Origin of the sequence: Niveispirillum cyanobacteriorum (assembly GCF_002868735.1) — a bacterium.
Taxonomy (GTDB): Bacteria; Pseudomonadota; Alphaproteobacteria; order Azospirillales; family Azospirillaceae; genus Niveispirillum; species Niveispirillum cyanobacteriorum.
Window position 1 is genome coordinate 1039533 of record NZ_CP025611.1, and the last position, 22035, is coordinate 1061567.

The 22035-nt window shown below is 64.9% G+C and carries 17 protein-coding genes; 7 read left to right on the forward strand and 10 right to left on the reverse strand.

Annotated elements, in window-relative coordinates; translation table 11 throughout:
• Window positions 1-43: 43 nt before the first annotated feature.
• The 3 genes from ntrC to dusB are packed head-to-tail and all read right to left on the reverse strand — an operon-like array spanning window position 44 to window position 3630.
• A complete protein-coding gene (ntrC, locus tag C0V82_RS04630) occupies window positions 44-1492 on the reverse strand; it encodes a nitrogen regulation protein NR(I) (protein ID WP_102111312.1) in 1449 nt (482 codons plus the stop codon).
• Window positions 1493-1495: 3 nt separating this feature from the next.
• Window positions 1496-2614: a two-component system sensor histidine kinase NtrB gene (locus C0V82_RS04635; RefSeq protein ID WP_102111313.1), complete on the reverse strand. Its 1119-nt coding sequence runs from the start codon at window positions 2612-2614 to the stop codon at window positions 1496-1498.
• On the reverse strand, window positions 2614-3630 hold the full coding sequence (gene dusB / locus C0V82_RS04640) for a tRNA dihydrouridine synthase DusB (protein WP_102111314.1): 1017 nt from the start codon (window positions 3628-3630) through the stop codon (window positions 2614-2616). The genes C0V82_RS04635 and dusB overlap by 1 nt, the downstream gene beginning before the upstream one ends.
• A gap of 233 nt (window positions 3631-3863) precedes the next feature.
• Between dusB and C0V82_RS04645 the strand changes: the two genes are divergently transcribed.
• Genes C0V82_RS04645 through C0V82_RS04655 form a run of 3 tightly spaced genes read left to right on the forward strand, consistent with a single transcriptional unit; the run spans window position 3864 to window position 6274 of the window.
• Window positions 3864-5039 carry a bifunctional 2-C-methyl-D-erythritol 4-phosphate cytidylyltransferase/2-C-methyl-D-erythritol 2,4-cyclodiphosphate synthase gene (locus C0V82_RS04645; RefSeq protein ID WP_102111315.1) on the forward strand — a complete coding sequence of 392 codons (1176 nt, stop codon included), beginning with the start codon at window positions 3864-3866 and terminating at the stop codon, window positions 5037-5039.
• Between the two features lie 6 nt (window positions 5040-5045).
• Entirely contained in the window at window positions 5046-5534 is a 489-nt protein-coding gene (locus C0V82_RS04650; RefSeq protein ID WP_102111316.1) for a CinA family protein, read from the forward strand.
• Window positions 5531-6274 (forward strand): nucleotidyltransferase domain-containing protein, encoded by a 744-nt coding sequence (locus C0V82_RS04655; protein WP_102111317.1) that lies wholly within the window; start codon window positions 5531-5533, stop codon window positions 6272-6274. The genes C0V82_RS04650 and C0V82_RS04655 overlap by 4 nt, the downstream gene beginning before the upstream one ends.
• Here the strand turns inward: C0V82_RS04655 and C0V82_RS04660 are convergent.
• The 7 genes from C0V82_RS04660 to argS all read right to left on the reverse strand — a co-directional run bounded on the left by C0V82_RS04660 (window position 6271) and on the right by argS (window position 13314).
• Window positions 6271-7104 carry a hypothetical protein gene (locus C0V82_RS04660; RefSeq protein ID WP_102111318.1) on the reverse strand — a complete coding sequence of 278 codons (834 nt, stop codon included), beginning with the start codon at window positions 7102-7104 and terminating at the stop codon, window positions 6271-6273. The two genes, C0V82_RS04655 and C0V82_RS04660, sit on opposite strands and share 4 nt — an antisense overlap.
• Before the next feature lie 69 nt (window positions 7105-7173).
• On the reverse strand, window positions 7174-7755 hold the full coding sequence (gene scpB, locus C0V82_RS04665; RefSeq protein ID WP_199772471.1) for an SMC-Scp complex subunit ScpB: 582 nt from the start codon (window positions 7753-7755) through the stop codon (window positions 7174-7176).
• Window positions 7752-8549, reverse strand: a complete 798-nt coding sequence (locus tag C0V82_RS04670) for a segregation and condensation protein A (protein WP_370466028.1) — start codon at window positions 8547-8549, stop codon at window positions 7752-7754. The genes scpB and C0V82_RS04670 overlap by 4 nt, the downstream gene beginning before the upstream one ends.
• Entirely contained in the window at window positions 8543-9232 is a 690-nt protein-coding gene (locus C0V82_RS04675) for a site-2 protease family protein (RefSeq protein ID WP_102111320.1), read from the reverse strand. The genes C0V82_RS04670 and C0V82_RS04675 overlap by 7 nt, the downstream gene beginning before the upstream one ends.
• A 4-nt stretch (window positions 9233-9236) precedes the next feature.
• A complete protein-coding gene (gene nagZ, locus C0V82_RS04680; RefSeq protein WP_245924158.1) occupies window positions 9237-10244 on the reverse strand; it encodes a beta-N-acetylhexosaminidase in 1008 nt (335 codons plus the stop codon).
• A complete protein-coding gene (locus C0V82_RS04685) occupies window positions 10234-11556 on the reverse strand; it encodes an SPOR domain-containing protein (protein WP_102111322.1) in 1323 nt (440 codons plus the stop codon). Before C0V82_RS04685 ends, nagZ begins: the two co-directional genes overlap by 11 nt.
• Before the next feature lie 12 nt (window positions 11557-11568).
• A complete protein-coding gene (argS, locus tag C0V82_RS04690; RefSeq protein ID WP_102111323.1) occupies window positions 11569-13314 on the reverse strand; it encodes an arginine--tRNA ligase in 1746 nt (581 codons plus the stop codon).
• A 263-nt stretch (window positions 13315-13577) separates the two neighbouring features.
• On the opposite strand from argS, the gene C0V82_RS04695 reads away from it, so the two are divergent.
• From C0V82_RS04695 to C0V82_RS04710, 4 genes are all read left to right on the forward strand, one after another.
• On the forward strand, window positions 13578-16898 hold the full coding sequence (locus C0V82_RS04695; protein WP_102111324.1) for a transglutaminase family protein: 3321 nt from the start codon (window positions 13578-13580) through the stop codon (window positions 16896-16898).
• Window positions 16891-19395, forward strand: coding sequence for a circularly permuted type 2 ATP-grasp protein (locus tag C0V82_RS04700; protein WP_245924159.1), 2505 nt, complete (start codon window positions 16891-16893; stop codon window positions 19393-19395). The genes C0V82_RS04695 and C0V82_RS04700 overlap by 8 nt, the downstream gene beginning before the upstream one ends.
• Window positions 19396-19405: 10 nt before the next feature.
• Window positions 19406-20314, forward strand: a complete 909-nt coding sequence (locus C0V82_RS04705; RefSeq protein WP_245924160.1) for a transglutaminase family protein — start codon at window positions 19406-19408, stop codon at window positions 20312-20314.
• 67 nt (window positions 20315-20381) lie between these two features.
• Entirely contained in the window at window positions 20382-21935 is a 1554-nt protein-coding gene (locus C0V82_RS04710) for an ATP-binding protein (RefSeq protein ID WP_102111326.1), read from the forward strand.
• Window positions 21936-22035: the final 100 nt, after the last annotated feature.

Genomic DNA, 22035 nt, shown 5'->3' on the forward strand with positions numbered 1-22035 from the left:
AAAAAACTAGAGGTATTAGCGCCTTGCGGCGCTGACACCCCCCCTACTTCAACCCCCGCACCACCTGTATATCCAAATCCCTGATCTTCTTGCGCAGCGTATTGCGGTTCAGGCCCAGCATATGCGCCGCCTTGATCTGGTTGCCCCGCGTTGCCGTTAAGGACAGGGACAGCAGCGGGCGTTCGACCTCGCGTAAAATCCGGTCATACAGGCCCGCCGCCGGGATACCGTCCTTATGCGCCGCGAAATATTCGCGCAGGTGGCGTTCGACCGCCGCCGACAGGCCCTCGTTCACCGGTTCCTGAACCGGGGCCGCCGCCGGGTTGGCCTCGGCCAGTTCGGTGTCGATGACGTCGAGGCTGATCACCTCTTGCGAATAGAGTGCGGCCAGACGCTGGACCATGTTTTCCAGCTCGCGCACATTACCGGGCCAGCGGTAACGCTTCAGCCGGTCCATGGCGGCATTATCCACCGTCTTGGCGGGCAATCCCTGCTGGGCGGCCTGGTTCAGGAAATGGCGGACCAGGGCCGGCACATCCTCCGTCCGCTCCCGAAGGGGCGGCAGGCGGATGGGCACGACGTTGAGGCGGTAAAACAAATCCTCGCGGAACAGGCCCTGACGGATCAGGGTGCGCAGGTCGCGGTGGGTGGCGGCGACGATGCGCACGTCGGTCTTGATGGGCGTGCGCCCGCCGACGGTGGTGTACTCACCCTCCTGCAACACGCGCAGCAGGCGCGTCTGCGCCTCCAGCGGCATGTCGCCGATTTCGTCCAGGAACAGCGTGCCGCCCTGCGCCTGCTCAAACCGACCCGTCGAGCGCATGGTGGCGCCGGTGAAGGCGCCCTTCTCATGGCCGAACAGCTCTGACTCGATCAGTTCGCGCGGGATGGCCGCCATGTTGATGGCCACGAACGGGCCGCCCCGGCGCTTGCCATAATCGTGCAGGGCGCGCGCCACCAGTTCCTTGCCGGTGCCGCTTTCGCCCGTGATCATGACCGTCAGGTCCGTGCCCATCAGGCGGGCCAGGACGCGGTAAATCTCCTGCATGGCCGGCGACCGCCCGATCAGGGGCAGTGCCTCCTCCTCCGCATCCTCCACGGGGGCGGCGACGGGGGCCGGGGCCTGTGCGGGGGCGGACAGCGCCTTTTGCACAATGGCCATCAAATCCTTCAAATCGAAGGGTTTGGGCAGGTAATCAAAGGCCCCGCGTTCCGCCGCCTTCACCGCCGTCAACAGCGTGTTCTGCGCGCTCATCACGATGATGCGCAGGTCGGGACGCAGTTTCTTGATGCGCGGCACAAGGTCGAGGCCGTTCTCATCCGGCATCACCACATCGGTGATGACCAGATCGCCCTCCCCCTCCTGCACCCATCGCCACAGCGTGGCGGCGTTGCCGGTGGTCTTCACCTCATGTCCCAGGCGGGCCAAAGCCTGGGTCAGCACCGTCCGAATGGCCCGATCATCATCTGCTACGAGAATGGTTGCGCCCATTTTTTAGGCACCCTCTCCGTGACCGTTCTGGTCGGTGACCGGCAGGGAGACCTTGAAGATCGTACGCTTTGGTACGCTTTCAAAGTCGATGACCCCACCATGGTCACCGATTATCTTGGCGACCAATGCAAGACCCAGGCCGGTTCCATTCATCTTCGTCGTAACAAAGGGATCGAACAGGTTGGCGCGGATATCCTCGGGGATGCCGGGGCCGTTATCACCCACGCAAACCAAGAGCGGCAACTGCATCCGGCTGTCCGATCCGGAAACGGCCAGACGCACACCATGCTGATAGGCGGTGGTCAAAAGAATCTCACCGCCCTGTTCCGGGCAGGCCTCTGCCGCGTTCTTGACCAGATTGAGGAAGACCTGCACGAGTTGGTCGCGATTGCCCAGGACGGGCGGCAGGGACGGGTCGTATTTCTCGACAAAGCGGATATGGCGGGCAAAGCCGGTCTGGGCGATGCGGCGCACATGTTCCAGCACGGCATGGATGTTGACCGCCTGCCGCTCCAGCGGGCGGCCATCGGTGAACACCTCCATCCGGTCGACCAGCGCCACGATGCGGTCCGCCTCGTCACAGATCAGGCGGGTCAGGATCTGGTCATCCTCGCTGGCGTTTTCTTCCAGCAACTGGGCGGCACCCCGGATGCCCGACAGCGGGTTCTTCACCTCATGCGCCAGCATGGCCGCCATGGCGACGACGGAGCGGGCAGCACCCCGATGGTTCAACTGCTTGTCGATGCGCCGTGCGATGGAGCGTTCATGGATGGTCAGCACCACATAATCCGGCGGGTCGCCCAGGGGGGCTGCCTGCATGGTGACGGAATGCGGCCCGATGCGCGCCGTTTCCACCTGGACACCATATTCACAGACGGTGGCATGGGTGATGCGCGCCTGTTCCAGAAGGCCCAGGACGGGGCTGTCCTCGGGGATCAGCTCCGTCAGCTTCGTGCCCAGGACGCGTGTGGCCGACACGTCGAAAAATTCCTGGGCTTCCAGATTGATGAAGCGGATCAGCCCGTCGCCGTCCACCACCATGACGGGGTCGGGCAGTGCTGCCAGGATGGAGGTCGGGTCGATATCACCGCCGATGCGGCGGGCCGTCGGCATCCGCGCCATCAGGCGGCGATCCGTTCGGTGACGCCGCGATCCAGTGCCGCGGAATAGAAGGCGATGATCTGCTGCTTCATCTGTTCCGGGTCCTCGCTGGTCATGATCTGATTGCGATAATCGGCCGACCCGTTCATGCCCTTGGAATACCAGGCGACATGCTTGCGGGCGATCTTTATGCCGGCCTCCACCCCGTAATGGGCCAGGATGGCGTCGTAATGTTCCAGGACCGTTTGCATCTGTTCGGCCAGGGGCGGGTCGGGCAGCTTCACGCCCGTGCGCAGGTAATGCATGACCTGGGAAATGAACCAGGGCCGGCCATAGGTGCCGCGCCCGATCATGATGCCATCGGCCCCGGATTCCTCCAGGCAGCGCACGGCATCGTCAAAGCTGTTGATGTCGCCATTGGCGATGACGGGGATCTTCACCGCCTCCTTGACCTGACGGATGAACTTCCAATCGGCGGTGCCGTTATACATCTGACAGCGGGTACGGCCATGGATGGTCAGCATCTGGATGCCGCATTCCTGCGCGATGCGGGCCATGTTGGGGGCGTTCAGATTGTTGGCGTCCCAGCCCTTGCGCGTCTTCATCGTCACCGGAACGGAAACGGACTTCACGGTGGCTTCCATGATGCGCCCGGCCAGCAGTTCATCCTTCATCAGGGCGGAACCGGCGAAGCCGTTCACCACTTTCTTCACGGGGCAGCCGAAATTGATATCGATGATATGGGCGCCGCGATCGACGTTCAGCTTCGCCGCCTCCGCCATCACCTCCGGCTCACACCCCGCCAACTGCATTGAAATCGGCGCTTCGTCCAGGTGCCATTCGGTCTTCAGCAGGCTTTCGCGCGTAGCACGGATCATGGCCTGACTGGCAATCATTTCCGACACGACAAGCCCCGCCCCCGTCCGCTTCACCAGCCGGCGATAGGGCATGTCGGTGACGCCCGACAGGGGCGCCAGGATCACCGGGTCCTCAATACGCACGGAACCAATCTGAAGGGGGGCAAGCGGCTTGACCATGGGACGCTGAACCTTGAACTTGGGTCACGAATTTGCACATTCCTTGTGCATTTTTCGCGAATGCATGAATTTTAGGCACAGAGCTTAACACAGGTCTGAAAAAACACAATATTCACCACCGCATGGCGGTTTTCGCCCCGACACAGGGGCCACCCATGATGCCGGGGCATTGGCGAAGGTGCTGTATCCGCGCTAGGGTCGCCCCGGTCGTTCATGACAAGAGATGTGGCCCCATGCCCACCTGCACCGCCCTGATCGTCGCCGCCGGACGCGGCCTGCGTTTCGGGGGTGATCTGCCCAAGCAGTACCTGCATCTGGCGGGACAACCGATCCTGCGCCGCACGGTCGAAGCGTTCCTGCGCCATCCGGCGGTGACGGGGGTACGCGTCGTCATCGACCCGGCCTTCCGCGACCTATATGACAAGGCGGTCGACGGCCTGGACCTGCCCCCGCCTGTTACGGGCGGGCCGACACGACAGGATTCGGTACTGAACGGGTTGGAGGCTATGGCCGGCCACGCACCCGATCTGGTGCTGATCCATGACGCGGCCCGGCCGCTGGTTGATGCACAGGCCATCAGCGATGTCATTGCGGCCCTTGAAACCGGCCCCGCCGCCATTGCCGCCACACCGCTGGCCGACACGTTGAAGCGCGGGACGGTGGAGGGCGCCGGCATTGTCAGCGGGGGTACCGTGGACCGCACGGCCTTGTGGCGAGCTTTGACGCCGCAGGGCTTCCGCTTTGCCGACATCCTGCCCGCCCACCGCCGCGCCGCCGGCCTGAACCTGACCGATGATGCCGCCGTAGCGGAAGAGGCGGGACTGGCCGTGACCCTTGTGCCCTGTGACCAGGACAATCTGAAAGTGACCAACCAAGACGATCTGGCCCGCGCCGAAAAACTGTTCCTGGCCCGCCTGGGCGATGTGCGCACGGGCACCGGCTTTGACGTGCATAAGTTCGCGCCTGGCGATCAGGTCTGGCTGTGCGGCGTGTCGGTGCCGCATGACGCGACGCTGGACGGGCATTCGGACGCCGACGTGGCCCTGCACGCCCTGACCGATGCCATACTGGGCGCCATATCGGCGGGCGATATCGGCCTGCATTTCCCCCCCAGCGACCCGCGATGGAAGGGGGCGGACAGCGCGCAGTTCCTGCGCCATGCCGCAGACCTGGTGGCGGAAAAGGGTGGGGTCATCGCCCATGTCGATATCACCATCATCTGCGAACGGCCCAAGGTTGGCCCGCACCGGGATGCCATGGTGGCGCGGGTAGCAGACATCCTGGGCCTGAGCCCGGCCCGCGTGTCGGTGAAGGCGACGACGACCGAAGGGCTGGGCTTCACAGGCCGGCGCGAGGGTATCGCCGCACAGGCCGCCGCCACCGTCCGCCTGCCCCTGATCCTGGAGTAACCATCCATGTTCCCGCCCGAGCTGGTGCAGTTGGCCGAAGATATCCGCGATGGCTTCGCGGCCAGGGGCTGGTGGCTGGCCACGGCGGAAAGCTGTACCGGTGGCCTGATCGCCGGGTGCCTGACGCATGTATCGGGGTCTAGTGCCGTGATGGACCGGGGTTTCGTCACCTACACGAACGAGGCGAAGACCGACATGCTGGGCGTGTCCGCCGCGCTCATCGCGGACCTGGGCGCTGTCAGCGGCCCGGTAGCAGACGCCATGGCCACCGGGGCGGTGGTGCATAGCCGCGCCGATGTGGCGGTCGCCGTGACCGGGATTGCCGGACCGACGGGAGGTACTGCGACCAAGCCGGTGGGCTTGGTCTTCATCGCACGGCACCGGCGGGGTGGCGATAGTGTAGTGGAGCGCCATATCTTTCGTGGTGACCGCGCAGAGGTGCGGCTGGCCACGGTAAAAAGGGCGCTGGAATTGCTGCTGGAAAGCCTTGGATGACCGCGATCACCCCGACCATCGACCTGGCCGACACGATCCTGCGGGAATGGACGGAGCAGCCGGACATCATCGCCGCCTTTCTGGCCGGGTCCGTGGCCAAGGGCAATGCCGGGCCGGGGTCTGACATCGACGCCGTCCTGATTCACCATCATCTGCCGGCGGCGGTGCGGGAGACACATGAACGCCAGGGCGTGATGGTCGAGCTGTTCCTGCACGACCCCGACACGCTGGCCTATTTCTGGGAAGCCGACCGCAAGCAGGGCAAGCCATCGCTCGCCCGCATGGTGGCCAACGGCCTGCCCATTGCCGGCGACCCGGCATTGATCGAAGAACTGAAGCGGCAGGCGCAGGCCGTACTGGATGGCGGTCCGCCACCCCTGACGCAAGAGGAACTGCGCACGCGGCGTTACTCCATCTCCGACCTCGCCGCCGATCTGGCCCAGCCGCGCAGTGCAGCCGAACAACTGGCCATCGGCTCGCGGCTTTATATCGAGCTGGCGGACTTCACCGTCCGCGCCGCCGGCGCCTGGACTGGCAGCGGCAAGGGACTGTCCAAAGCCCTGATGCGCCTGGACCCGATGCTGGCCAGCGCATTTGAGCACGCGTTTGGGGAATTGTTCGGCGACCATGACCCGGCAGAGGTGCTGGCCCTGGTCGACCTGTGCCTGGAACCCTATGGCGGTCGCTTCATGGCGGGCGACCGCCGCCCCGCCCCCGCCGATTGGCGGCTGGGGGATTAGGACCCCGGTGCCGCGCAATAGTCGGCCAGGGTATAGGCCGCGTGTATCTGGTACCTGGCACCCGGTTTCATGACGAATTCCGAGGCGCCATAGCGCACAAAGCCACCATCCTTGGCTGGCTTCCAGTCGAACGTGTAACCCAGCCTGGTCCAGGGTGCCCCACCCTCTTTCAGGTTCAGACGCATATTGGTGGCAAACCAATCCCAGTAGGATTGCTTTTCGGCGCAAGCCGCATCCCCTGCCGTACAGACAGGTCGGGTCGCAGTCCCCTGTACGGCGGGCGGCCCCCATTGATCGGCCGTATCCAGGGTGCAGGTGGCAGCGGCAATGTCGGTGATGGGACAAGGGCGGACCAGTTGTTCTGCCTCAATCCACAGTTCCACCACCTGGGCATAGGGATTGGCCGGGTTCAGGCCCAGCCATTGCACCACGCGGTCGGTCTTGGCAGACGCATCGCCGGGTGCCTGCGTGCAGAATTCTTTCAGTTGCGGTACAGCGGTCACCCATATCTGGCCCCAACCGGTCGGTCCACCTGTCGTCTGGCCCTGATAATACTTCTCGTAGGAGTAGGTGGACATGGTGGATGCGACCAGGACCTGCCGGCCATTGGGGCCATCACGCCAGGATAGTTTAGGGTTATCGGGTGCGATGCGGAGCAGACCGGGACCGACGGTGGACGGCTTGGTAATCGCTGCTTCGTAGAGGGAGGCCGCGTAAAGCTGCGCCGGCGTCTGGGCAGGTGGTGTGCTGGCCGTGGTGGACTTGCCGCCGGGACTGGCACAAGCCGTCAGGGATATAGACAGGACCGCCGGAAGCAACAGATTACGCATATTACACCCTCCCGTTTTCCAAGTTCTAGGAGGGTAATATTTTATGTTAAAAGTAGCAATAACCTGACCCTACTCGCCCACAATCTCTAACCCCGGCAGGGTGGGCAGGGGCGTGGACTTATCCAACAGGCCAGCGGCGCGCAAGTCATCAACGCCGGGCAGGTCGCGCAAGGATTCGAGACCGAAATGATCCAGGAAATGCGGCGTCGTCACCCAGGTCAGGGGACGACCCGGCGTCTCCCGGCGGCGGCCAGGCCGTATCCAGCCGGCCTCCATCAGGATATCCAGCGTGCCCTTGGACGTAGCCACGCCCCGGATCGCCTCGATCTCCGCCCGCGTCACGGGCTGGTGATAGGCGACAATAGCCAGGGTCTCCACGGCGGCGCGGGACAGTTTTGCCGTCACCTCCACCTCTGTGCGCAGCTGATCGCCCAGGTCGGGGGCCGTACGGAAGGCCCATCGCCCGCCCGAGGCGACAAGATTGACGCCGCGATGACGGTAGAGATTTTCCAGTTGCAAGAGCAGGGGACGCACGGGCGTAGGGCCGATACGGGCCTGAAGCGCGTCTTCCGTCACCGGATCGGCAGAGGCGAACAGGATGGCCTCCAGCAGACGGACCAGTTGGGTATCGGCATTGAAAAGATCGGTCACGTCCCCCCCTCCCCGTCCCGGCGGGCGCGCAGCTGTATGGGGGCGAAGGCCCCATCCTGACGCAGTTCAAGCTTGCCTGCCTTGGCTAATTCCAGGACCGCAACGAAATTGCTGGCCAGCATCGATCGGGCTTTCACACCATCCCCGCGCCAGCCGCCGGGCAGCAGGGTGGAGAGATAGGACCAGTCGGGAATACGGCCCAGCATGGCCTCCAGCCGGGCCAAAGCCTCTTCAATCGAGTATAATTCCGTTACCGGAATGGTGAAGGGCGACTGCCGAGCCTGCCGACCCGAGATATCGCCATAGGCCTTCAACAGGTCGTACAGCGACAGGTCATGGCGATGCTTGGCGAAGATCGGCAGGTCTTCCGGCGCGCCACGCGCAAAACGGTCCCTGCCCAGGCGCGGACGCGCCATCAGGCGGGCGGCCACGCCCTGCATCGCCTCCAGCCGCTGCAGCTGCAAGGTCAGGGCGGCGGCCAGCATCTCTGCCGATGGCTCGTCCGGCTGCGGATCGGGTAGCAGCAGGCGGGACTTCAGATAGGCCAGCCATGCGGCCATCACCAGATAGTCCGCCGCAAGTTCCAGGCGCAGACGCCGGGCCGCCGCCACGAAGGACAGGAACTGTTCCGCCAATGCCAAGATGGAGATGCGGGTCAGGTCCACCTTCTGATCCCGCGCCAAGGTCAGCAGCAGGTCGATGGGCCCTTCGAACCCGTCAATATCCAGCAGCAGCGCCTCACCGGCGGGTGGCTCATCGACGGGGCGGCTCTCGTCGAACCCATCACTCACGATGTCAGGCCGGTCAGCCCGGCGATGGCGTTGACAACCCAGTCCGTGGCGGGTGCAAGGATCATATAGAGTGGGTTGAAGTCGAAACCGGCATGGCCCGCCGCAAACGGGATCAGGAACACAAACAGCAGCAGAATGCCCATGCCATAGGGCTCAATCCGCGAAACCGCCATGGCGGCGCGCATGGGCAGGATGCCAACCAGCACGCGCCCGCCATCCAGCGGCGGCAGGGGGATCAGGTTGAACAATGCCAGCAGCACATTGAACTGCAAAGACACTGCCAGATTGTTCACGGCCCATGGCGACATGAAATCCGGTGCCATGGGTGCCACATGCAGCAGCAGGGCCGAAATGAAGGCCAGCAGAAAATTCACCCCGGGCCCGGCAGCGGCCACCCAGATCATGTCCCGCTTGGGATTGCGCAAATTGCGGAAATCCACCGGCACGGGCTTCGCCCAGCCGAACATGAAGCCCGTGAAGATGAACATGGTCATGGGCAGCAGGACGGTGCCGATAGGATCGATATGACGCAACGGGTTCAGCGACAGACGGCCCAGCATCTGCGCCGTGCGGTCACCGAATTTCAGGGCCGCATAGCCGTGGGCGGCCTCATGTAGGGTGATGGCGAACAGGGCCGGCAGGGCCATGATCGAGAGTTTGAACAGGATTTCCTGGAAATCGGGCATTGCCTCACCCCACCAGCAGCCGGTCGAATTCGGCCCGCAAGGCATTGATATCGGTCGGCGGTGCCGCCGCCACAAGGGCAGATGCCGCAGACCAACGTCTCATGCCCGCCGCGTCCAGGGCGCGGGCATTGGCCGCCACATCCAGCATTTCCGCCATCTGACCATTGCAGTGAAGGGCCACGTCGCAGCCGGCGGCGAGGACGGCGGCGGTGCGCTGCCCCAGGGTGCCGGACAGGGCCTGCATCGACAGGTCATCGCTGAACAACAGACCGTCAAATCCGATATGACCACGCACAATGTCGCGGATCACGGTCGGAGAGATGCTGGACGGACGGTCGGCGTCGATGTCGGTATAGACAACATGGGCGACCATGGCCGCCGGCAGATGCGACAGCGCCTTGAAGGGCGCGAAGTCCCACGCCTCCAGCTCCGCCCGCGGGGTGCTGACCACGGGCAGTTCCTTGTGACTGTCGGCGAAGGCGCGGCCATGGCCGGGGATATGCTTGACGATGGGCAGAACGCCACCGGCCAGCAAACCCGCTGCCTGCGACGCCGCCAGGGCAGCCACGCGGACCGGATCCATGGCAAAGGCGCGGTCACCGATCACATCATGCGCCCCCGGCACCGGCACATCGGCCACGGGGGCGCAATCAACATCGATGCTCAGGTCGGACAGCATGGCGGCCAGCAGGCGGCCGTGCAGCCACGCGGCTTGTCCCGCCTTCTCCGCATCGGCCAGATCGCCGACTGCGCGTGCTGCCGGCAGTTCCGGCCAGTGCGGTCCACGCAAACGCGCCACCCGCCCGCCTTCCTGATCGATCAGGATGGGGGCATGGCGGCCAACGGCGTCGCGCAGACTGTCCACCAGGGCCCGCACCTGATCGGGGCTGTCGACATTGCGGCGGAACAGGATGAAGCCCAACGGGTTGGTGTCGCGGAAGAAATCCCGCTCCACCGCCGTCAGGGCTGTGCCCTCACAGCCCAGGACCAGGGCTGCGAGTTCAGCGGACAATGCTGCACCCCGCACCCTGGGCCGACATAGCGGCGCAAATCTGCTTGGCCCGCGCCTCATCCACGGGGCCACCCTGGATGCGATAGAAGATGCCCTTGGGCAGCTCCACACGTACTGTCCGCATGGACAGGCCGCCCAGTTCACCGCCGAACTTGCGCTGCAGACGCTGCCATTCAGCGGCGGCCTTGGCCTCGCTGTCAACGGCGGCCACCTGCACACGCACGGCGGGACCGCCGGTGACGGGCTTAGGCGCAACGGCAGCCGGAGCCGTAGCTGCTGGTGCCGGCTTAGGTGCCACGGTTGCCGGCGGCGGGGCAACCAGTGCCTGCGTCACCGGCTTCGGCGCCGGGGTCTGCTGTTGCTGCGGCAGCAATTGCTGCGGCTGCTGCTGGGCCGGCTTCGGCGCTGGCACGGGCTGTTGCTGCGGCGGTGCTGGTGCCGTAACCGGGGGGGCATAGGTGGGCACCGGGGCGGGTGCCATCGGGGCCTGGCGGGCCAGCTCGTCCGGCGGCGGCTCCCGCAGGGCGGAAACCGCCCCCTCTCCTTCTTCCGCCATCGGCATCTCTTCCGGCGGTTCCACCGCATCGGCGCGCGGACGCTCCATCGGGGCCTCGGGCGGCGGCAGCAGACGCTCAACCTCGCCCGGCGGGGCATTGTTGGCTGGGTTCAGCCGGTCATAGACCAACTTGTCCTGGTGCGGCACTTCCATCCCGCCCGGCTGTTCGGGGCGGATCTTGGTGGGGGCCGTATCAGCACGCAGGATGGGGGCGACGCTTTCAGTGCCCGCGCGCATGCCCTGGTTATAGGCGTAGAAGATGATGCCGCCGAAAACGATGACAGCACCGGCAATCACGCCGATATTCAGCAGGTTACGGCGGCGCGGTGCGGCGGCTTGGTAATAGCCGGCATGCTGCTGCTCGTACTCTTGGTAATAGGCTTCCTGCGCCTGCTGTGCCGCCGGGCCCTGTTGATAGGCCTGCTGATATTGCGGGTCGGCATAGGGGTCCTGGGCCGGCGCGCGGTAACCGGCGGCGGCGGGATCGACATAGGTTTCAGGTCCCGGCGTCTGCGGTGGCGGCGGTGCCGACGCTTGCGCCGTCAGGGGCGGCGGGGCGGCATGGCGCTGCGGCTGCACATATTCATCCATCGGGTTGGGTTCACCCTGCGGATGCGGTTGCGGCGGCGTTGCCTGCGGATAGCCGGCACGGGGGCTGAAGGACGGATCGGCGCGGAATTCCGCACGCGGGGCCGGGCGGCCCGCCGGGGGTGGCGGGTTCTGGCCGTTATCGTCCTCGTCATCATAATAAGTCATGGGAACGGCGCCTCAACGCATTTCCTTGACGGGCTCCACGCCCAGGATATCGAGACCACAGGCAATCACCTGGGCCACAGCGGTAACCAACGCCAGTCGGGCGCGGGTCAGGTCGGCATCGCCTTCGATCAGGAAGCGCATAGATGCGTCATCCTTGCCCTTGTTCCACAGACCATGGAAGGAAGAGGCCAGTTCATAGAGATAGAAGGCCACGCGGTGCGGCTCATGCGCCTCTGCCGCTGCTTCCACCAGACGGGGGAAGGACAGCATCTGCTTCACAATCGCCACTTCCTCTTCCGAGGACAGGCGCGACAGGTTGGCAGCGGCCAGCCCCGCCGACGACAGATCGGCCCCGGCGTCGGCCGCGTGGCGCAGAACGGAGTGGCAGCGGGCATGCGCGTACTGCACATAGAAAACCGGGTTCTCCTTGGACTGTTCGGTGACCTTGGCCACGTCGAAATCCAGGGTCTGGTCATTGCGGCGGGTCAGCATGATGAAGCGGACGACACCAGCCCCGACTTCATCGACAATGTCGCGCAGCGTGACGAAACGGCCCGCGCGCTTGGACATCTTCACGGGCTGCCCGTCATCCATCAGGTTGACCAACTGGCAGATCTTGACGTCCAGCGCGCCCTTGCCGCCGGTAATGGCGGTAACGGCGGCCTGCATGCGCTTCACATAGCCGCCATGGTCAGCACCCAGCACGTCGATCAAGTCACCGCCGCCCCGGCGGAACTTGTCAAAGTGATAGGCGATGTCATTGGCGAAATAGGTGTAGGAACCGTCCGACTTCTTCAGCGGACGATCCACATCGTCGCCAAACTGGCTGGCGCGGAACAGGGTCTGGGGGCGCGGCTCCCAATCGTCGGGCTTCTTGCCTTTCGGCGGCTCCAGCACGCCGGTATAGATCAGGCCCTGATCTTCCAGCGTCTTCAACGCCAGCTCGACGGCGCCGGCATCAACGATGGCGCGTTCGGACGAGAAGACATCATGCTTCACGCCCATCTGCGCCAGGTCTTCCTTAATGCGCACCATCATCTGCGCGACGGCAAACTCCCGGAACAGGGGCAGCCATTCGGCTTCGTCGGCATTCAGGAACTTGTCGCCATATTGATCCTTCAGCGCCTGACCCACGGGGACCAGATAGTCGCCTGGATAAAGGCCGGCGGGGATTTCAATCGTCTCGCCAAATGCCTCGCGATAGCGCAGATATGCTGAACGGGCCAGGACATCGACCTGCGCGCCGGCATCGTTAATGTAATATTCCTGCGTGACCTTAAAGCCGGTCTTGATCAGCAGACGGGCCAGCGCGTCGCCCACGACGGCGCCGCGCGTATGACCCACATGCATGGGGCCGGTCGGGTTGGCCGACACATATTCGACATTGACCGGCTTGCCCTCGCCCAGCTTGCTGGACCCGAAGCCGGCACCGAGGTTCAGGATGTCGGCCATGCGCGACAGCCAGAAACCGGTATCGATCCGCAGGTTGACGAAGCCAGGGCCGGCAACCGACGCGTCCGTCACCGTGGCAGCGTCCTTCAACCGGGCAACCAGGGCATCGGCAATGGCGCGGGGCGGCTTACCCGCGGGCTTCGCCAGGACCATCGCAGCATTGGTGGATACATCGCCATGGCTGGGATCGCGCGGCGGCTCAACGGTGATTCGGGAGAAGTCCAGCCCGGACGGCAGCTCACCCGCTTGAACCATCTGGTTCAAAGCATCCTGAATCTTGGCTTCGAAGTCTTTGAAAACGTTCATTTTTCCAAACTTGATCAAGTGTATCCGGGCGTAAAGGGACCGTCACGGAATCGACCGATCCGCGAAGGTATTCGGCACCCTACACCGAACCCCTACATCCGCACAGCATGCAGAAATGAAGGGCGGGAATGTGGCAGGGGAACCGGCGGATTTCCGATACCCCCACAACAATTGCTGCAACGCACCTTAACCACCCCTTCTTTTGGTGTTACCGTCATCCCACCGTCATCCGGCGGTCGCATATTGGTGGGGGACAGGGGCGAATGGGTATTCATGTCGCGTTGAACCACAAGACCATCTACCGCTACGACCGGCCCGTGAATTTGGGGCCACAGATCGTGCGGTTGCGGCCCGCCCCGCATGCGCGCACCCCCATTCTCTCCTATTCGCTAAAGGTTACGCCGAAGAAGCATTTCCTGAACTGGCAGCAGGACCCGCAGTCCAACTGGCTGGCCCGGTTCGTCTTTCCGGAGAAGACCACGGAATTCACACTGGAGGTTGATCTGGTCGCCGACATGGCGGCCATCAATCCGTTCGACTTCTTCCTGGAACCGGCGGCGGAGAAGGTGCCCTTCACCTATGATCCGCTGCTGGCCAAGGATCTGAAGCCATTTCTAGAGACCGAACCCGCCGGCCCGCTTCTTTCCGCCTTCCTGGCGGAAATTGACCGGTCAGAGCAGCCGACGGTCAATTTCCTGATGAGCCTGAATGCCAAGCTGCAGCAAGCCATCGGCTATGTCATTCGCCTGGAGCCCGGTGTTCAGACGCCGGAAGAAACGCTGGAGAAATGCACCGGTTCCTGTCGTGACAGCGCCTGGCTGATGGTGCAGGCCCTGCGCCATCTGGGTCTGGCCGCACGTTTTGCCTCGGGCTACCTGATCCAACTTGTCGCCGATCAGAAGCCGCTGGAAGGGCCGGAGGGGCCGACGGCGGATTTCACCGACCTGCATGCCTGGTGCGAGGTGTATCTGCCGGGTGCAGGCTGGATCGGCCTGGACCCAACCTCCGGCCTGATGGCCGGCGAAGGTCATATCCCGGTTGCCTGCACGCCCGACCCGTTCAGCGCCGCGCCCGTGACGGGCGGTCTGGAACTGTGCGAGGTGTCGTTTGAGCACGCGATGTCGGTGACCCGCATCCGGGAGCAGCCGCGCACCACCAAGCCCTATTGGCCAGAGCAATGGGCCGCCATCGACGCGCTGGGCCAGCAGGTGGACAGGGAGATTGTGGAGGGCGATATCCGCCTGACCATGGGGGGTGAACCCACCTTCATCTCCATCGACGATATGGATGGTGCGGAATGGAATACGTCTGCCTTGGGTCCCACCAAGCGCCTGTTGTCCGGTGATCTGATCCGCCGGCTGAAACGGCGCTTTGCGCAGGGGGGCCTGCTGCATTTCGGCCAGGGTAAATGGTATCCCGGCGAAAGCCTGCCGCGCTGGGCCCTGCAGCTTTACTGGCGCAAGGACGGTGATGCGTTATGGACGCATGATGAATATCAGGCGGATGAGCGCAAGGATTACGGCTTCAAGGCCGAACATGCCGAGCTGTTCATCAAGACCCTGGCGGAAAAGCTGGGTATTCCCGGCGACTACGCCCGTGCTGCATTTGAGGACCCCTGGTACTACATCAACAAGGAACGCAAGCTGCCGGTCAATGTCGACCCGTTCGACAGCAAGCTGGACAATGAGGAAGAACGCGCGCGCCTTGCCAAGGTATTTGAGCGTGGCTTGGATCAGCCCATCGGCTTTGCCCTGCCGCTGAACCGCCGGCATGAGGCGACGGGGCCGGTCTGGCTGTCATCGGCCTGGGCGACGCGCACAGAGAAGCTGTTCCTGGCGCCGGGCGACAGCCCCGTCGGCTACCGCCTGCCGCTGGGGTCCCTGCCGTGGGTGGCACCGGCGCAGTATCCCTACCATTACGAACAGGACCCGTTCGACCCGCGCACACCCCTGCCCGCCTATGAGGAACTGACGCAGCTGGTGGCGGAGAATAAGGGACGCACGGAACCAAGCGAGCGACATCGCCGCATGGCCGATGTCCGCGAGGACGTGCCCGACAGGGGCCAGTCGGCATGGTGGGTGGTGCGCACAGCCATGTGCGTGGAGCCGCGCGATGGCCGGCTCTATATTTTCATGCCCCCCACCTCCTACCTGGAGGACTGGGTAGAGCTGATCGCGGCGATTGAAGCGACTTGTGTCGAGCTGGACATGCCCGTGGTTCTGGAGGGCTATGGCCCACCCAAGGACCCGCGTCTGGCCAATATCGCCGTCACGCCCGACCCGGGCGTGATCGAGGTGAATGTCCACCCAGCCAGCAGTTGGGATGAACTGGTCCGCAACACCACGGACCTGTATGAGGATGCACGGCAAAGCCGGCTGGCGACGGAGAAATTCGCGCTGGATGGCCGGCACGTCGGCACGGGCGGCGGCAACCATGTCGTGGTGGGCGGCCCAACGCCAGGCGATAGCCCGTTCCTGCGCCGGCCGGACGTGCTGCGCTCGCTCCTGACCTATTGGCAGAACCATCCTGCCCTGTCCTTCCTGTTCTCCGGCACCTTCATCGGCCCGACCAGCCAGCATCCGCGCGTGGACGAGGCACGGCATGACAGCCTTTACGAGCTGGAAATCGCCTTCAAGATTCTGGACGAGGCGGGGGCCAACTGCCCGCCCTGGCTGGTGGATCGCGCGCTACGCCATCTGCTGGTCGACGTGCAGGGCAATACGCACCGCAGCGAATTCTGCATCGACAAGCTGTATAGCCCCGACAGTTCCACGGGTCGCCTGGGCCTTCTGGAGCTGCGCAGCTTTGAGATGCCGCCGCACGCGCAGATGAGCATGGTGCAGCAACTGCTGCTGCGCACCCTGATCGCCTGGTTCTGGAAGCAGCCCTATCGCGCCAAACTGGTGCGCTGGGGTACCAAGCTGCATGAACGGTTCATGCTGCCGCATTTCGTGGGCCAGGACATTCAGGATGTCGTGTCCGACCTGCGTGGCGCTGGCTATGCGTTTGAGGAAAGCTGGTTCAAGCCGCATATTAATTTCCGTTTCCCCACCCTGGGCCATGTCAGCCAGCGCGGCCTGACCCTGGAACTGCGGTCCGCGTTGGAGCCCTGGCATGTGCTGGGCGAGGAGCCGGGCGGCGGCGGCACTGTCCGCTTCGTGGATAGCAGTCTGGAACGCGTACAGGTGAAACTGGCCGGCGCCACGGACGAAAGGTTCATCGTAACCTGCAACGGACGTAGGGTTCCCTTGCACCCGACGGGCACAGAAGGGGAGTTCGTGGCGGGGGTGCGGTACCGCGCATGGCAGCCCCCTACCTGTTTGCACCCAACGATCCCCGTGCATACACCGTTGATCTTCGATATCGTGGATAGTTGGACGGGTCGCTCGATTGGCGGCTGCACCTATCACGTGGCACATCCGGGTGGGCGGAACTTCACCACCTTCCCGGTCAATGCCAACGAGGCAGAGGGGCGGCGGCTGGCCAGGTTCTTCCCGTTCGGCCATACGCCGGGGCCTATGGCGGCCCCGATCGAGATCAGAAACCCCGAGTTCCCGTTGACCCTTGACCTACGCCTTGGCTGAACCTTCCCGCGACAGTGCGGATACACATGACGAACCCTGGGACGAGATGGTCACCGGTGACGGGCACGTGCGCGCGCATTGGCAGGGGTTCATCTCGTCGGGTGCCGCCGACGGCGCGTCGATGGCAGAACGCTGGGACGCGGGGCGGCGTCTTCTGTTCCAGAACGGCGTGACCTATCACGCCTACGCCGATCCGCAAGGGGTCGAGCGGCCCTGGCCGCTGGACCCCATACCCCTGCTGCTGCCGCAGTCGGAATGGCACATGATCGCGGAGGGGCTGCGCCAACGGGCACGGCTCTTGGATCGGGTGCTGGCAGATCTTTATGGTGAACAGACGCTGGTACGTGACGGCGTGTTGCCGCCGGCCCTGGTGCTGGGCGATCCCGGCTTCCTGCGCGCCTGTCACGGGATGGACCTACCCGCCGGATCGCGCCTGACCCTGATCGCCACCGACCTGGTACGCGACCGCGATGGCATCTGGCGCGTACTGGCCAGCCGGACCCAGGCGCCTACGGGCACCGGCTACACGCTGGAAAACCGCGTGGTGATGAGCCAGACCCTTGCGGAGGCATTCCGCGGCTGCAATGTCGAACGGCTGTCACCCTTCTTCGAACAGCTGCGCCAGACGCTGATCAATCTGGCCCCGCGCCGGTCCGGCCCCGATGGCTGCCCGCGCATGGCGCTGCTGACGCCGGGCCCGCTGAACGAGGCCTATTTCGAACATGCCTTCCTGGCCCGCCATCTGGGCCTGACCCTGGTTGAGGGGGCGGACCTGACGGTGCGTGATCAGGCCGTCTATCTGAAGACCCTGGGCGGGCTGGAACGGATCGACGTGATCCTCCGCCGCGTCGATGATGATTTCTGCGACCCGCTGGAACTGCGTCCTGACAGCATCCTGGGTGTGCCCGGATTGCTGGAGGCGGTGCGCGCCGGCAATGTCATGGTCTGCAACAGCCTGGGTAGCGGGCTGACGGATTCGGTGGCCCTGATCCCCTGGATGGGGGCCTTGTCCCGGCATGTGCTGGGGGAGGCACCCTTGCTGGCCGATGTTCCCACCTATTGGGGTGGCGATGCACGGCAGCGGGCGGAAATGGTGGCGGGCCTGGATCGGCTGGTCTTCCGCCCCGCCTTTTCCAGCCTGGGTCACCGCACCAGTTTCGGGCCTGAACTGAACCATGCCGGACGGACCGAGCTGGCGGCCAGCATCCGCCGCCGGCCCCAGGATTGGGTGGCGCAGGAACCGATCGTTCCCTCCACCGCGCCTGTCTGGCGCGATGGCAAGAAGGTGGCGCGCCCTCTGGTGCTGCGCGCCTTCACCTGCGCCACGCCGGACGGTGACTGGACCATCATGCCGGGCGGTCTGGCCCGCATTTCTGCCGATGAACGCTTTGCGTCCGTGACCCTGCAGACCGGGGCCGGCGCCAAGGATGTCTGGATCGTCGGCGCGACGATTGGGCAGCCGCAGCGTCGCCGGGGCGCAGCCGCCATGATGCCGGATGGCGGCGGCGATACCGGCCCGCGCACCGGCGACCTGCCGTCCCGTGCCGCCGATCATCTGTTCTGGGTCGGGCGCTATGCCGAACGGGCCGATGCCGCCGTCCGCACCCTGCGCGCCGCCGCCCGCCGCCTGACCGACGATGCCCATCCAGGAGCAGAGGAGGAATTGGTCCCCCTTCTGCGCCTGATGGGCTTTACCGGCATGATCCCGATGGAGATCTCGGGCCTTCCACAGGCTGATGCCGTGCGTGGCATGCGCCAAGCGCTGGAAATCGTGGCCGATCCCGCCAATCCCGGTGGCCTGCGCGCCACCATGGACCGGCTGCGCCGTGCGGCATCGGGCGTGCGCGACCGGTTGCCGGGGGAATTCAGCCGCGTGCTGACGGTGCTGGGCGATGTCGCGTCGCAGCCCCTGAAGGCCGAACCGGCGGCCATGCAACTGCGCCTGGATGAGGTGTCGCGTCTTCTCGCCTCCCTGATCGGGTTGGAACTGGACGGCATGTCACGTGGGCCCGCCTGGCGGTTCCTGGTGCTCGGCCGCCGGCTGGAACGGGCCATCGGTATTGTCGGGGCCTTCAATGGCTGCGGCTTGGGGGCGGGCACAGCCGGGACGGTGGCGTCGCTGTCGGTACTGCTGGAACTGGCGGCGGCAGGCGCTGCATACCGTGATCAGCATCCGGTCGGCATCCGGCGGGAACCGGTGCTTTCGCTGCTGCTGGCCGATGATGATCATCCGCGTTCACTGGCCTTTCAGATCAAGACGGTTCAGCGTCAGCTGGTGAAGTTGCCGCCCATCGATGCCGAGGGGCTGGAGGTCAGCCCCACCAAGCTGGCCAACGACCTTCTGGAAACCGCCGCCGGCATGGTGGCCGATCCGCAGCCGACCCGTGACCCGACGGCCCTGGCCGACCTGACCGACCGGTTGGGCCGACTTCTGCCCGAAATCTCCAACCTGCTCAGCCAGGCCTATTTCAGCCATGTCTTTGCCCGCACGACGTAAGGATGATGCCGTGGACGGCGAAGAAATGGCGGCGGCGCGTGGCCCCGTGCGGTACAAATGCACCCATGTCACCCGCTATAATTACGGCGACACGGTGATCAGCGCCCATATGCTGGCGCATCTGGCGCCGCGTGCCCATCCGCGCCAGACGAACCACAATTCCACGCTGACCATCATTCCCTGGCCCGGCGTCATGACGGGTCGGCAAGACTGGTTCGGCAATCCCGTCACCTATGCGGCGCTGCATACGCCACACCGGGAACTGAAGGTGACGGCGGAAATCGACGTGACCGTCTCCCCCCCGCCCCCCTTCACCCCCGCCGCGACACCGGCGTGGGAGGATGTGGCGGCCCAGGCGGCCAACCTCGCCGAAACGCTGGAATTCGTGCGCCCATCGGCGCGCGTACCGCTGGCCGATACGGCCCTGACGCTGTTTGCTGCGGGATTCTTCCCGCCGGGTCAGCCCGTAGGCGCTGGGGCCATGGACCTGACGCGCCGCATCCATGATGATTTTAGCTTTGATCCCACCGCCACCACCGTCAGCACTCCGATTTCGGAGATATTGACCAAGCGGCGCGGCGTCTGTCAGGACTTCGCCCATCTGATGATCGGCGCGCTCCGCGCCCTGGGCCTACCGGCCCGCTACGTCTCCGGCTACCTGCGCACCCTGCCACCACCGGGCAAGGAAAAGCTGAAAGGGGCCGATGCCAGCCATGCCTGGGTGCAGGTCTGGTGTGGCGAGGCCGATGGCTGGATCGATCTTGACCCGACCAATGGCCGCCAATGCGACACCGACCATGTCACCCTGGCCTGGGGCCGCGACTATGACGATGTCTGCCCGCTGCGCGGCGTCATCATGGGCGGCGGGGGGCATGGCGTGCTGGTGGCCGTGGATGTGGAACCGATGGATGACCGGTAAGGGTTCCCCAACCCCGTAACGATGCGCTATAGAGCGCGCCTCACGAGATTCAGCAGGCAAGGTTGGGATGCAGGTCGGCATCGACATGGGTTTGACGGCGGAAGGGCGCGCCGCGACGATGGACCTGGAGGAATTGCTGGCCACCCGCCTGCTGGTGCAGGGCAATTCCGGGTCCGGCAAATCCCACCTGCTGCGCCGTCTGCTGGAACAATCCGCCCCTTGGGTGCAGCAATGCGTGATTGATCCTGAGGGGGATTTCGTGACTCTGGCCGACAAGTTCGGCCATGTGGTTGTCGATGCGGCCCAGCATACCGAGTCGTCCTTGCAGAAGGTCGCGGCCCGCGTGCGCCAGCACCGGGTATCGGTGGTCCTGTCCCTGGAAGGGGCTGATATCGAAGGCCAGATGCGTCTGGCCGCCGCCTTCTTGGGCGGCCTGTTCGATGCAGAACGGGATTACTGGTACCCGATGCTTGTGGTGGTGGACGAGGCGCAGCTATTTGCCCCTGCCGCTGCCGGTGAAGTGTCGGACGAGGCGCGCAAGGCCAGCCTGGGCGCCATGACCAACCTGATGTGCCGTGGGCGCAAGCGCGGGCTGGCCGGCATCATCGCCACCCAGCGTCTGGCCAAGCTGGCCAAGAATGTCGCCGCCGAGGCCAGCAATTTCCTGATGGGCCGCACCTTCCTGGATATCGACATGGCCCGCGCGTCGGACCTGTTGGGGATGGAGCGGCGGCAGGCGGAAATGTTCCGCGATCTTCAGCGCGGGCATTTCGTGGCCCTGGGTCCCGCCGTGTCGCGCCGGCCCCTGCCCATAACCATCGGGCGTGTGGAGACCTCGGGCCGGGGCGGCAGCCCGAAGCTGATGCCCCTGCCGGACCAACCGCACGCCGACGCGCGCGACCTGATCCTGACGCCTTCTGCCGAAGAACTGACGGCCCCGCCGCCGCCCGTACGCCGGACGCCGCCAACGCCACAGCCCGACATCAACGCCGCCCTGCGACTGGCCGGCCAGCGTCAGGCGGAAATGGCCGCCACCGCCGCCCTGAACCCCGAACCCTCGCTGTTCGAGGCGGCGGAGAATGACGAGAAACTGGACGAGGTGCTGCGTCAGGTCCTGTCCGACCCTGATGCGGCCTTCCGCACTGATGCCGTTCTGTATCAGGATTTCCTGGTCCGCTGCCGCATCCACCGGCTGCGCGGCGAAACGCTGGACATGCCGGCCTTCCGTCGGCGCCTGTCGGTCATCCGGGCCGGGGTAGATGCCGAAGGGGCTGACGATCCTGATTGGACCGCCGCCGAGCAGGCCGCCAAGACCCTGCCGGAAGATATGCAGGGCGTGTTCCTGCTGCTGGCGCGTGCCGCCCTGTCACAAGCGCCCTGCCCGTCCGATGCCGAGGTAGCGCGGGCCTGCGGCAGCCGTTCGCCAGGCCGTGCCCGCCGGCTTCTGTCGTACATGGAACAGCGCGGGGTGATCGTGCAGCGTACGCTGATCGGCGGCCTGCGTTCCATCGGCCTGCCACATCTGGGCCGGGAAACCGCCGCCGGCGATCCCAACGCGCCAGACCCGCTGGACACGTCAGAAACGCGTACAGACGGCGATCTGCTGGCCGGGATAGGTTGAAGGCTGTGACAATTGTCGGGAACTGCGTTCACGGCTATCCCAATGGCCAGTGTTCAGCGCTATCCCAATAGCTTAGGTTTGAAATCGCATAACTTCCGAG

Coding starts and splice junctions, on each gene's coding strand:
- ntrC (WP_102111312.1), bottom strand. CDS start 1,492: ATGGGCGCAACCATTCTCGTAGCAGATGATGATCGGGCCATTCGGACG.
- C0V82_RS04635 (WP_102111313.1), bottom strand. CDS start 2,614: ATGGCGCGGATGCCGACGGCCCGCCGCATCGGCGGTGATATCGACCCG.
- dusB (WP_102111314.1), bottom strand. CDS start 3,630: ATGGTCAAGCCGCTTGCCCCCCTTCAGATTGGTTCCGTGCGTATTGAG.
- C0V82_RS04645 (WP_102111315.1), top strand. CDS start 3,864: ATGCCCACCTGCACCGCCCTGATCGTCGCCGCCGGACGCGGCCTGCGT.
- C0V82_RS04650 (WP_102111316.1), top strand. CDS start 5,046: ATGTTCCCGCCCGAGCTGGTGCAGTTGGCCGAAGATATCCGCGATGGC.
- C0V82_RS04655 (WP_102111317.1), top strand. CDS start 5,531: ATGACCGCGATCACCCCGACCATCGACCTGGCCGACACGATCCTGCGG.
- C0V82_RS04660 (WP_102111318.1), bottom strand. CDS start 7,104: ATGCGTAATCTGTTGCTTCCGGCGGTCCTGTCTATATCCCTGACGGCT.
- C0V82_RS04675 (WP_102111320.1), bottom strand. CDS start 9,232: ATGCCCGATTTCCAGGAAATCCTGTTCAAACTCTCGATCATGGCCCTG.
- C0V82_RS04685 (WP_102111322.1), bottom strand. CDS start 11,556: ATGACTTATTATGATGACGAGGACGATAACGGCCAGAACCCGCCACCC.
- argS (WP_102111323.1), bottom strand. CDS start 13,314: ATGAACGTTTTCAAAGACTTCGAAGCCAAGATTCAGGATGCTTTGAAC.
- C0V82_RS04695 (WP_102111324.1), top strand. CDS start 13,578: ATGGGTATTCATGTCGCGTTGAACCACAAGACCATCTACCGCTACGAC.
- C0V82_RS04710 (WP_102111326.1), top strand. CDS start 20,382: ATGCAGGTCGGCATCGACATGGGTTTGACGGCGGAAGGGCGCGCCGCG.